The sequence below is a fragment of the Tetragenococcus halophilus genome, from assembly GCF_001712815.1.
In the GTDB taxonomy this organism is placed as follows: domain Bacteria; phylum Bacillota; class Bacilli; order Lactobacillales; family Enterococcaceae; genus Tetragenococcus; species Tetragenococcus halophilus.
This window is the reverse complement of the sequence record NZ_CP012047.1, coordinates 1,907,888-1,920,652: the sequence shown is the minus strand read 5'-3', so window position 1 is coordinate 1,920,652 and position 12,765 is coordinate 1,907,888. Positions and strand designations below refer to the sequence as shown.

The following is a 12,765-nucleotide window of genomic DNA, read 5'->3' as shown; positions in this document are numbered from 1 at the left end:
CTTTTTAAAGTAAAAAGACAAGTAGGTTTTTTATTTTTTAATAGAGAAATAGGGACTATAAAAGTCTTTACGGAATGTTATTTTTATAATTAAATCAATATTGTTAATGATTAGTTTTTTACTAATTATTACAGATAAGCGTTTGAAGGTATTTTCAAACGCTTATCTGCTTTTAGTTATTTGTCCGCTGCAATGGACAATTTTTAGGGAAACGCTTTCTGAAATATAGATTAAGATAAAAATATAAGGGAGGAAGAAAAAGATGTCGGCAAAAGAAAACCGAGAACAAAATCTACTGCTTCTTCTGTCAAAACAAAGAGATTATGCCACTTCAAATAAGTTAGCCAATGATTTAGGCGTTTCAACGAAGACCATTTATCGTTTAATTAAAAAAATTAATAAAGGGTATCCAGAAGGGGATTTAATTTCTGCTGAAAAGGGGCGAGGCTATAAATTAGATTATGAGAAATATATCTCAACTAGTATGACGCAAATTGATAGTAAATTAACATCTTACTCTCCTGAGGCAAGGCGTAACCGTGTAATGGAAGAATTATTATTAACTTCTCCTAAAGCCAAAAATGTATACGATTTATTTGAAGATTATTATGTAGGAGATTCGGTTATTTTTAACGATGAACAAATTATTGCAAATCAACTGGAAGAATATCAGTTAAAGTTAGTGAGAAAAAATCGCACATTAGCAATTAGAGGAGAAGAAGCCAGTGTTCGTCAAGCAATAGCTGATCTTATAAAAGCTTTTAATACGATTGATGTTGAAGAGTTAGCTAGTGTAAAAGAATCAAGTTTAAACACTTATGATGCTTTATTTGTTCTTAACCAAATAAAGAAAATGGAAAGGGATTTAAAAATAACTCTTCCTTATCCATATAATATTAATATTTTTTCTCATCTATATATTTTGCTTACGCGTTCCAGAAACGTTGGTTTAACAAAAATTAATGATAAAAACGATCTAAGTAAAAATGAAAAACAGCAAATGCAAAAAGATAATATATTATATGAAGTTGCAAATGCGACGATAACTAATGTTGAACGGTACTTAAATGACCATTTACCAGAAATAGAAATTTTTTATTTATATCAATATTTAGCTTCTTCTCGTATGCAAGGTATTGCTAATGATACGAGTAAGTTTTCCAAACAAGTATCCCAAATTACTCATACTTATATTGAAGAAATGAGTGAGAAATTAGGTATTATTATTACAGATAGTTTTATTTTTTCTGACTTAGCCAATCATATCAAACCGATGATGAATCGCTTGGAGAATAAAATACGAATCAAAAATGGATTGTTAGATGAAATAAAAGTTTCATATAAAGAAATTTTTGAAGAAGTTTCCAAGGTTTCTAAACAAGTGAGCGAGCTATATCACCTACCGTTTATCAATGAAGATGAAAATGGCTTTATCACGCTTTACTTTGCTCGAGTGTTAGAAGTTTATCAAATGCCGATAAAAACAGTCATTATGTGTACAACAGGAGTGGGGACCTCAGAGCTCTTAAAAGCAAAAATTGAAAAGAAATTTCCAGAACTAGATATTATTAATGTGTTAGCAACAAGAGACTTGGAACGATTTCTGGAGGAATATCCAGAAACAGAATTGGTTTTAACTACGATCAAACTAAAAAAGTCACTTCCTGTTAAATCTTTACTTGTAAGTGCTATGTTAACTTCTGATGACCAGAAAAGAATTCAGCATAAAATTGAGGAGATTAATCATGAAGCATGATCAATTATTCAATATTTATAAGGAACAAAACTTTTCTTCTAAAGAAGAAATTTTAACTTTTTTGAGCAAAGAAAGTTGTAAATACACAGGAATTTCTAACATAGAATTTAAAAATGAGATATTAAAACGAGAAGAACAAGGAAGTATTGAGATTGCTCCGGGAGTTTTACTACCACATTTTGAAAGTTCTTCATTTATTAAAAGTAAAATTTTTATTCTTCCTATAAAACCAGAAATAAAAGAATGGAATGAAGAAATTCAAAATGTCCATCTTGTAATAGCTATTTTATTAAAAACCGATGAAGACAGTTCTATAAAACAAAAAATAACTCAATTTACCAGGAAATTGGCAGATGATGATTATTTAGATCGATTGATGAACGCAGAAACTAAAAATAATAATTAAGGAGACGAGGGTAATGAAAATCGTAGGAGTAGCAGCATGTACAGTAGGGATTGCTCACACTTATATCGCTCAAGAAAAATTAGAAGAAGCTGGCAAAAAAGCAGGACACGAAGTACACATTGAAACAAGCGGCACTATTGGTGTGGAAAATGCGCTAAGTGAAGAACAAATTAAAGAAGCAGATGTAGTGATTTTAGCGATTGATGTCAAGATTAGTGGTCGTGAAAGGTTTGAAGGCAAGCGTGTGATCCAAGTGCCGACAGAGGTGGCTATAAAATCTCCGAACAAATTGATTCAAAAAGCTGAAGAAGTCGTAAAAGAAGATCAAAAAAGTAAGTAGGTGTTGTGAAAAATGGAAATTAGTGAAATTTTAGATCAAAATATTATTAATACAGATTTGAACGTTGCGACAAAAGAAGAAGCCATTGAGCATATTGTTGCTTCATTAAAAGCAAATGATTACATTTCAGATGAAAAAGCATTTGTTCAAGATATTTATGCTCGTGAAAAAGAAGGAAAGACTGGCATTGGAAATTATATTGCCATACCCCATGGGAAAAGTTCTGTTGTAGATAAGGTAGGGGTAGCGATATTTATTAACAAACAAGAAATTCCATGGGAATCCATCGATGAACATGGTGTGAAAGTCATTGTATTATTTGCTGTAGGAGATAGTAATGAAGGAGCAGAGCAACACTTAAAGTTATTAGCGCTTTTTGCTAAAAAATTAGGGAATGAAAAAGTAGTACAGAATTTATTAGAAGCCGATACTGCTGAAAAAGTTATTACAAGTTTTACACAATCGTAGAGGAGGGAATTTTACATGGAGACAATCAGGAAACTAAATCTTAAAGGCCATTTATTAACTGCTATTTCTTATTTGATTCCAATTGTTTGTGGTGCAGGCTTTTTAGTGGCTATTGGTTCAGCAATGGGCGGAGAAAGCCCAGCAGATTTAACGGGTAACTTCAGTATTTGGGATGCTCTTGCAACTATGGGTGGAACAGCTCTAGGGCTCTTGCCAGTGGTTATTTCTACAGGGATTTCTTATTCAATTGCTGAAAAAGTTGGTATTGCTCCAGGATTTATTGTTGGATTAACAGCCAACGTTATTGAAGCAGGCTTTATTGGAGGCTTATTAGGTGGTTTTATTGCAGGTTATATCACGATTTTGATTGTAAGGTTTTTAAAGGTGCCAGAGTGGGCCAAAGGGTTAATGCCAACTTTAGTGATCCCATTTTTAAGTGCATTAGTAAGCGGATTAATTATGGTTTATATTATCGGTACACCGATTTCTGCATTTACTACTTGGCTAACAGGCGTATTAAATAGTCTAAATTCTTCTTCAATTCTTGTATTTGGTATAGTAGTAGGTCTTTTAAGTGCAGTTGACTATGGAGGGCCAATTAATAAAACGGTTTTTGCCTTTGTATTGACGCTACAAGCTGAAGGTATTAATGAACCAATCACCGCTTTACAACTAGTTAACACTGCCACGCCTATCGGTTTTGGCTTAGCTCATCTTTTTGGAAAAGCCATTAACAAACAAATTTACACACAAACTGAGGTTGAAACATTGAAATCCACTGTCCCTATGGGCGTTGTGAATGTTGTTGAAGGTGTGATTCCGCTAGCAATGAACGACATTATTCGTAGTGTAATAGCAAGTGCAGTAGGTGGTGCAGCCGGTGGAGCAGTTTCTATGACTTTAGGTGCGGATTCCACTGTGCCTTTTGGTGGCGTATTAATGCTACCAACGATGTCAAGACCTATGGCAGGTGTTCTTGCACTACTTGCAAATATCGTTGTTACAGCTCTAGTGCTGGTAGTTATTAAAAAGAAACTTTCCCCTGAAGATCTTGCAACACAAAAAGAAATCGAAGAAGAAGACATTGATTTGAATGATATTCAAATTTCCTAAATTTGAGAAAGAAGGTTCATAGATGAATAAGGTACAGTTTTCCCCTTCACTAATGACGATGAATTTGGATAAATTTAATGAAGAAATTCGTTTTTTAAATGAACATGTAGATTCTTATCATATCGATATCATGGATGGTCATTACGTACCCAATATTTCCTTATCCCCCTGGTTTATTGAAGAGACTAGAAAAATAAGTGACGTTCCCATGTCTGCTCATTTAATGGTCACACAACCTAGTTTTTGGGTACAACAATTAGTTGATATAAAGTGTGAATGGATTTGTATTCACGCAGAAGTCTTGGACGGACTTGCTTTTCGTTTAATTGGTCAGATTCATGACGCAGGGTTAAAAGTTGGAATCGTGTTGAATCCAGAAACGCCAGTTAGCACAATATATCCTTATATCTCTTTATTAGATAAAGTAACAATAATGACCGTCGATCCAGGTTTTGCGGGTCAAAAATTTATCGATTCAAGTTTAGACAAAATTGTTCAGTTAAGAGAATTACGGAACAAAAATGATTATCAATATTTGATTGAAATGGACGGTTCATCCAATCGAAAATCATTTGCAAAAATTGATAAAGCGGGGCCGGATATATATATTGTGGGAAGAAGCGGACTATTTGGCTTAACAGAAAATATCGAGAAGTCTTGGCAAACGATGATGAAAGATTATAAAGAAACCACTGGTAAGACTTATTATAAGGAATAAATTTTCAAAACAATTATTTGTATGTAAAAAAGCTGTGATGTCTTGTCATAGCTTTTTTATTCAATATATTTTTAATTTCTTTGAATAGTTAGCTAATTATGCTAAAATTTTAGCAATATCTATCGCTATTAAAATTATTCAGAAAGAAGGAACAGCTAATGAGCACAGTTACTGAAAGTATTCATTATTTAAAAGAACAAAACTGGATAGACTTAACGCATACAGTGACAGCAGAAATGCCCTATTTTCAGGCTTTTAAGCCGATTGCGGAAAAAACATTATATACAGTTAGAAATGATGGTTTTTTTGCCAAAGAGTATACTTTAGCTACCCAATATGGTACGCATATTGATGCACCTGTTCATTTTTCTGAAGGAAAAAGGCCATTAGAAGAGCTAGAGTTAAAGGATTTTATTCTTCCGATGTTTGTTATTCATAAAGAAAAAGAAGTAGAGACAAATCATGACTATATGTTGTCCGTAGATGATATTCTAACTTTTGAAAGAGAATATGGTGAGATTCCTGCAAAAAGTTTCGTTGCTTTTTCTAGTGCCTGGTCTAAACGTTGGGGTAATCCAACAGATTATTATAATTTAGATGAAGATGGACAAGCTCATACACCAGGTTGGTCAGTTGAAGCTCTGAAGTTTTTACATGAAAAAAGAGATGTAACAGCAGTCGGTCACGAAACTTTGGATACAGACCCGGCGATTGAAGAAACTCGAAATGGTCATTTGCTTGCTGAGTTATATTGGTTATCTCAAAATAAATATCAAATTGAAGTAATGAATAATCTAGCGAAAGTTCCTGCTAAGGGAGCGGCGATTTTCGTTGGTGCACCTAAAATTAAAGCTGCGCCTGGTTTCAATATCCGTGCTTTTGCGATTGTTCCAAAAGAAGATGAATAAATTTGCAGCCATCTTAAAAAATAAGATGGCTTTTATTGTGTGCCAGGCATGGCATTTATCTAGCTAGTGAAAGTCTAGTCACGGGTAGTTACCGCCAAGTGTAGCGAGCCACAAGCCGAAATCAGTGATGATGGGGTGAAGGAAGTGGTGGCGCAAATCTCTTGAGCCTACGTACAGGAACTTGATGAGGCTAAATGGGGGAAAAGGCTGCAATACAAGCCGAAGTCCAAAAGGTAAACGTAAAACCAAGACAGTAAATCAAGAGGTTGTGGAGAGAAAGATAAATGTCTTACCCTGGGAGATCTTACGGACGTTTGTGAACGGTCGAAAAAGGTTTGTCGTAAGAAGTCAGCTGAGGCCATAGTAGCTACTGCCTCATGTAGTGAAGGGCTGAATGTTTGTATAGTGTGAATCGCTAGAAGAAAATATCCAAGCAGTCTGGAAATGAGGATACCCTAGAACGGTAGAACGTAACTATCGATGGGAAAAGTAGTGAGGGCGATCTTGGATCCATCTACGTCTAGAGGAGGAACAGCGCATGAGATTCATTGAAAAGATCACGAGTCATCAAAATATGAGACAAGCCATCGAGCAGGTCAGAAAGAATAAAGGCGCTCCGGGTGTTGATAAAATGACAGTCAACGAACTTGACCATTACTTCTATCAACATGGACGAGACCTTGTTCAGGAGATTCGATCGATGACCTATCGACCTAAGGCAGTCAAGCGAGTCTATATCCCTAAAGCCGATGGAAAACAAAGACCTTTAGGGATTCCAAGCGTGGTAGACCGTGTGGTACAACAAGCAACCGCGCAACAACTGAGTCACATTTTCGATGTTCACTTCAGTGAAAGCAGTTATGGTTTTCGTCCCCATCGAAGTGCACATCAAGCGATTGGAAAAGCACTCGATTACTTGAATGAAGGTTATGAGTGGGTGATCGATATGGACATTGAGAAATATTTTGATACGGTTCATCATGATAAATTAATCTCGACCCTTAGAGAAAGGGTCAAAGATAGAGAAACTTTACATTTAATACGTGTTTTCTTAAAAGCAGGGATTATGGAGAATGGTTTAACGAGCCCAAACGAAAAAGGAGTCCCGCAGGGCGGCCCTCTAAGCCCCCTTTTAGCGAATATTTATCTGAATAAATTGGATAAAGAGTTAGAAGCAAGGGGGCTACGTTTTGTTCGTTATGCGGACGACGCGGATATCTTTGTCAAAAGTGAGCGGGCAGCCAATCGTGTAATGAAATCTATTACGAATTGGATTGAAAGAAAGCTTTCCTTACGAGTGAACGTCACAAAAACCAAGGTTGTACGACCGATACAGAGTCAATTTTTAGGGTTTACCTTTTGGAAGAACCAAAAGGGGTGGCAGTGTAAACCGAGCAAAGTCAGTAAAACAAAGCTCTATGACAAAACCAAAGCCATCCTTAAAAGAAAACAGGCGGTGTCGCGACCTTTAGCGGTGACATTCACGAAACTAAACCAAACGATAAGAGGCTGGATCAATTACTACCGTATCGGGCGTATGAAAACCTATCTAGCAAAGTTTGGACAATGGCTACGACATAAAGTCCGAGTGATCATCATAAAGCAATGGAAACTGCCACAACGAATCTATACGAATCTACAACAATTAAACCGATTATTCAAATGCCATTTTACCAAAGAGAATATTTATAAGGTGGCAAATTCGAGGTTAGGTTGGTATAGGAAATGTGGTATGGACGTCGTCAATTTTATCCTAAGTCCGAAAGTTTTAGCCATAAAGAAAAAGGATCGACCTGGATTGGTCAATCCTTTAAATTACTATCTTAATCAAGCGTGAAAACAATACAAATGGAGCGCCGTATACGAGAACCGTACGTACGGTGCGACGGGAGGGGCGGAAATTTATTTCCCCTCTACCCTATTGCCTTTTTAGTTACTAGTATTTAAAAGATTTTCCAAAGTTATTTTACAATTTTTATTGTTTCTAATAGTGACGTTGTAAACAATTTTCTTGTTTATTGTATAACGTCATGTAGCTCATTTTAGTTAAGAAAAATAAACTGGTTATTATTTTAATTAGAGTTATTGGTATGAAAGGTTTGAAAACGATTTGACATTGTTTGATTATGAAAGTAAAATTTGTGTTATAATGAAGTAGCGTTAGTGAAAAAACAAACAATAACTAGTAAATAAAAAGCCATAGATTATTATCGAGAGGAGTTACATAGCAATGGCAGTAGAAACAAAAAGCAGAGAATATGAATATGGATTTCATGATGATGTTAAGCCTGTTTATTCTAGTGGTAGTGGTTTGTCTGAAGAAACCGTTCGAGAAATGTCACGAATTAAAGAAGAACCACAATGGATGCTTGATTATCGACTGCGTTCACTGGAATTATTCAATAAGATCCCATTTCCTAAATGGGGGCCTGATTTGTCCGGTATTAATTTTGATGATGTTATTTATTATCAACGGTCGAGCGAAAAAAATACGAATAGCTGGGAAGATGTGCCGGATAAGATTAAAGACACTTTTGAACGCTTAGGTATACCACAAGCAGAACGTAAGTATTTAGCAGGTGCAGCGGCACAATACGAATCTGAAGTCGTTTATCATAATATGAAGGAAGAATTTGCTAAACAAGGGGTTATTTTTACTGATACAGATACTGCCTTGCGTGAATATCCTGAACTAGTTAAAAAATATTTTGCTAGTGTGATTTCTAATTCTGAACATAAATTTGCGGCATTGAATGGGGCTGTTTGGTCCGGGGGGACATTTATTTATGTACCAAAAGGTGTTCAGTGTGAAATTCCAGTGCAAACGTATTTTAGAATTAATGGGGAAAACGCAGGACAGTTTGAACGTTCATTGATTATTGTAGATGAAGGAGCTTCTATTCAATACATTGAAGGATGTACAGCACCTAATTATTCAGCGAATAGTCTTCATGCGGCAAGTGTTGAGATTGTTGTAAAAAAAGATGCCTTCTTTCGTTATACCACTATTCAAAACTGGTCGGATAATGTTTATAATCTAGTTACTGAAAGAGGAACAGTGGAAGAAAACGGTACTTTGGAATGGATTGATGGTAATTTGGGTAGTAAGGTAAATATGAAATACCCTTGTAGTATCTTAAAAGGTCCAAATGCTAAAACTTCTGTACTATCAATGGCTTTTGCTAACTATGGACAACATTTGGATGCTGGTTGCAAAGTTTATCATAACGCACCAAATACATCTAGTACGTTAATCTCAAAATCGGTTGCTAAAGACGGTGGCAAGACCGATTATCGGGGGCAAGTAAAATTTGGTCGTAATAGTAGAGGTTCCAAATCACATATTGAGTGCGATACGATTTTAATGGATGACCAATCAACTTCTGATACAATTCCGTATAATGAAATTTTAAATAATAATGTAGCTTTGGAACATGAGGCTAGTGTGTCAAAAATTTCTGAAGACCAATTATTTTATTTGATGTCTCGCGGTATTAGCGAAGAAGACGCTACGGCAATGATTATCAATGGTTTTATGGATCCAATCACTAAAGAATTACCGATGGAATATGCAGTAGAAATGAACCAATTGATCAATATGAGTATGGAAGGATCAGTTGGCTAATAGTGGTTTATAAGCCCCACAGGTTGTAAAAATGCAACTTGGGGTTTTTTATTTGAATAGTAATAACTAATTTTTTACTAGCTTGGAAAAAATAATTTTAGGTGCTATAATTAGTCTTGTGAAAAACAAAGCATGATAAGATTATTATATTTCGTTAGTAATTATACTTATAAATATTTAATTAAGCGCTTTCTGATCGTTCGTAAAGGAGATAAGAAGTATGGTATTTCAAAAGTTATTGGATAGTATAAATAAAGGGCAAGATACTGTTTTGGTTACAATCATTGAAAGTATTGGATCTACTCCTAGAAAAATTGGAACAAAAATGTTGATGAGTGAAAGAAAACATTTAGCTGGAACTATTGGAGGAGGTATTGTTGAATACGAATGCGAAGAAATGGCTAAACAGCTAATAAAAGAACAAAAAAATGCACGTCGTTCCTTTAATTTACGACCAGACGATAAAGAAGGTCTAGGAGCTGTTTGTGGGGGTAAGATGGAAGTTTTGTTCCAGTACTTACCTGGAGAAGATCCGTCTTTAAAAAGAATCTGTCAAGAAATGATTTCTCATGAAAAAAATCATCAGCCTGCATGGTTATGGTTTCCTCTTAACTTAACTTCAAAGGATTCTTTAATTTTTTATAGTGATACTACAGGCTGGCTGGGTACATACGACCAGCAAGCAATAAGTACTAAAGCAAAAAGGAAGACTGATAGGTATGAAGTTAATTTAGAAACTTATTTAGTAGAAGAATTATTCCAAGAAGGTAAGGTCGTTATCTTTGGCGGGGGGGGGCACGTATCACAAGCATTGGTGCCTATACTGAATTATCTAGACTTTTATTGTGTTGTGGTAGATGACCGCCAAGATTATTTAAATGATAATTATTTTCCTTTAGCAAATGAATGTATTACGGCTGATTTAGAAAGAATCGAAGCGTTCGTTAGGATAAATTCGAATGATTATACGGTTATTATGACAAGGGGCCATCAATTTGATGAGGAAATATTACGTCAACTGATAGCAATCAAACCGTTTTATATTGGTTTAATGGGTAGTAAACATAAAATAGCAATGATCAGGAAAATGAAGGATTTGCCACAGAAACCCTAAATCAAATTTATATGCCGATCGGACTTGAAATAAAAGCGGAAACTCCAGCAGAGCTTGCGATTAGTTTATCTGCAGAGCTTATTGGAAAAAGAGCGGAGACAAGATAGCTTATGCTAAAACCAAAAGGAAAGGAATCTTCTCAAACAACCTATATGAATTACGCTGCGACTTCATTGCATAAGCCGCAACCGGTAATCGATGCAGTAACAAATTATTTACAAAATAATAATGAGATAACACCACAAAGAAGTTATTTAAATTTTTCTGGGCAGAATATTATATTTCAAGGGCGCGAAGCAGTTGCTGATTTTTTTCATGCAAAAGATTCATCAAAAGTCATTTTTACGCAAAATATTACCTTATCCTTAAATATGATTTTGCATGGCTTGTTGCAAACTGGAGATCACGTAATTACAACTTCTGTCGAACATAATGCAGTTATGCGACCGTTGTATCTTCTAGAACAAGAAGGAGTAGAAGTAAGTTATCTTGCTTGTGATACAGCTGGAGAATTGACCCCTGAAAAGATTGAGTCAGCTTTACAAAAAAATACAAAATTGCTAGTTATGACGCATGCTTCAAATGTACTAGCTTCTGTTTTACCGGTAGAAAGATGTTTTGAAATTGCACATAAGCATAAACTTTTAACTGTACTGGATACTGCCCAAACAGCAGTTTTTTTACCCATTGATCAGCAAAGCTCACATATTGACGTGTTGGCTTTTACTGGACATAAAAGTCTTCTTGCTCTTACAGGAATTGGTGGCTTTATTTTATCAGAAAAAGCGGCACATCAAATGCAACCATGGTTGACTGGTGGAACAGGGTTATTTTCTGATTCTGTTGTACAACCTGATATTTTACCTGATAAGTTTGAAGCAGGAACACCTAACAATGTAGGGATCCTGAGTTTAAAAACTAGTTTAGAATGGATTAAGCAAATAGGAATAAAAAACATCCAGGAAAGTGAACAAGCATTAACTCAACAATTTTTGTCTGGACTTAAAGGAATGCCTTTAAAGATATTAGGAAATACCGACATTACTAATAGAGTACCTGTGGTTTCTGTTGTACCACAACAGTTAGAAGTTAACGAGTTGACGCAATTTTTATATGAAGATTATGGCATTATCACTCGTCATGGACTGCATTGTGCCCCAAGCGCTCATAAAACTGCAGGAAGCTTTGAAACGGGAGCGTTACGCTTTAGCTTTGGTTTTGAAACGACGACGACTGAAATTAACCATTGTTTGACAGCGCTTGAAAAAATTCTGATAAAGGGAGGTAATTAAGTGGAAAATTTTCTTTCTAGCTGTACATCTGGCGGTTGTGGCGCCAAAATTGGCGCCAAAGATTTGACTGGGTTATTACAAGAAATTCCTCGGAAAAAAGACGATCGTTTACTAGTAGGTTTTGATACTGCAGATGATGCGGCTGTTTATCAGATCAATGAGGATCAATCTCTTATTTCAACCATGGACTTTTTTTCACCTATGGTTGAAGATCCCAAAACCTTTGGCAAGATTGCAGCAGCAAATGCTTTAAGTGATATTTATGCGATGGGAGGTAAACCATTATATGCGCTAAATATTGTTTGCTTTCCAGAAAAAATGGATAAAAAATATTTGAAAGAAATGCTAACTGGTGGTGCTGAAAAAATAGAGGAAGCCAATATCGTATTAGCTGGAGGTCATTCGATTTATGATCATGAACCTAAGTACGGACTAGCTGTAACAGGTACGTTGAGTAACAGAAAGATTATCAACAATAATACACCAAAAGAAAAAGATGTATTACTTTTAACTAAGCCTCTAGGGGTAGGGCTTGTACAATCGGCTGTGCGCGTAGGATTAGCAGATAAAGAGATAGAAAAAGCTGCTCTTTTTTCTATGCAGCGCTTAAATAAAGATGCTTCTGAAAAATTGAAACAATATGATGTTCACGCTTGTACAGATGTTACTGGTTTTGGTTTTTTGGGACACTTGGTGGAAATGGTTGAAAAAGACTATACAGCGGTGGTGGATACTAGTCTATTACCTCTTTTGCCTAAAGTTTATTATTTTGCTGAAGAATACTTAGCAACTGCAGGCGGTCAACGAAATCGGGAATTTTTAGAGGAAAAGGTTCCATTGGCAGATATTGCACCTGCCATGCAAGAAATTTTATTTGATCCGCAGACCTCGGGTGGTTTATTAATCAGTGTGGCTGCAGACAAAGCGCAAGATTTATTGTCAGAAATACAAAAAGACGATCCGCAAGCACAAATGATCGGTGAGATTGTCAAAAAAGAGGATGTACCTATTATTCTTTTATAACG

Annotated in this window: 11 protein-coding genes and 1 pseudogene; all 12 read left to right on the top strand. The window is 35.5% G+C overall.

Annotated elements, in window-relative coordinates:
• Positions 1-262 precede the first annotated feature (262 nt).
• The 12 genes and pseudogenes from AC806_RS09165 to selD all read left to right on the top strand — a co-directional run bounded on the left by AC806_RS09165 (position 263) and on the right by selD (position 12,763).
• Positions 263-1,756, top strand: coding sequence for a BglG family transcription antiterminator (locus AC806_RS09165; RefSeq protein WP_069029186.1), 1,494 nt, complete (start codon positions 263-265; stop codon positions 1,754-1,756).
• Entirely contained in the window at positions 1,746-2,162 is a 417-nt protein-coding gene (locus AC806_RS09160) for a PTS sugar transporter subunit IIA (RefSeq protein WP_069029185.1), read from the top strand. Before AC806_RS09165 ends, AC806_RS09160 begins: the two co-directional genes overlap by 11 nt.
• A gap of 13 nt (positions 2,163-2,175) precedes the next feature.
• A complete protein-coding gene (locus tag AC806_RS09155; RefSeq protein WP_069029184.1) occupies positions 2,176-2,502 on the top strand; it encodes a PTS fructose transporter subunit IIB in 327 nt (108 codons plus the stop codon).
• A 12-nt stretch (positions 2,503-2,514) separates the two neighbouring features.
• The gene (locus tag AC806_RS09150; protein WP_069029183.1) at positions 2,515-2,970 is read left to right on the top strand and encodes a PTS sugar transporter subunit IIA; all 456 of its coding nucleotides are present in this window, start codon (positions 2,515-2,517) and stop codon (positions 2,968-2,970) included.
• 15 nt (positions 2,971-2,985) lie between these two features.
• Entirely contained in the window at positions 2,986-4,083 is a 1,098-nt protein-coding gene (locus AC806_RS09145; protein WP_069029182.1) for a PTS fructose transporter subunit IIC, read from the top strand.
• Positions 4,084-4,105: 22 nt separating this feature from the next.
• Positions 4,106-4,801, top strand: coding sequence for a D-allulose 6-phosphate 3-epimerase (gene alsE / locus AC806_RS09140; protein ID WP_069029181.1), 696 nt, complete (start codon positions 4,106-4,108; stop codon positions 4,799-4,801).
• Between the two features lie 158 nt (positions 4,802-4,959).
• On the top strand, positions 4,960-5,709 hold the full coding sequence (locus AC806_RS09135; protein WP_014124009.1) for a cyclase family protein: 750 nt from the start codon (positions 4,960-4,962) through the stop codon (positions 5,707-5,709).
• A gap of 538 nt (positions 5,710-6,247) precedes the next feature.
• Positions 6,248-7,546 carry a group II intron reverse transcriptase/maturase gene (gene ltrA / locus AC806_RS09130; RefSeq protein ID WP_014124458.1) on the top strand — a complete coding sequence of 433 codons (1,299 nt, stop codon included), beginning with the start codon at positions 6,248-6,250 and terminating at the stop codon, positions 7,544-7,546.
• Positions 7,547-7,939: 393 nt separating this feature from the next.
• Positions 7,940-9,334, top strand: coding sequence for a Fe-S cluster assembly protein SufB (sufB, locus tag AC806_RS09125; RefSeq protein WP_014124010.1), 1,395 nt, complete (start codon positions 7,940-7,942; stop codon positions 9,332-9,334).
• A 220-nt stretch (positions 9,335-9,554) separates the two neighbouring features.
• Positions 9,555-10,555, top strand: a pseudogene (locus tag AC806_RS09120) (XdhC family protein).
• A gap of 3 nt (positions 10,556-10,558) precedes the next feature.
• Positions 10,559-11,740, top strand: coding sequence for a selenocysteine lyase SclA (gene sclA / locus AC806_RS09115; protein WP_069029180.1), 1,182 nt, complete (start codon positions 10,559-10,561; stop codon positions 11,738-11,740).
• Entirely contained in the window at positions 11,741-12,763 is a 1,023-nt protein-coding gene (gene selD, locus AC806_RS09110; RefSeq protein ID WP_069029179.1) for a selenide, water dikinase SelD, read from the top strand. It abuts the gene before it with no gap.
• Positions 12,764-12,765: the final 2 nt, after the last annotated feature.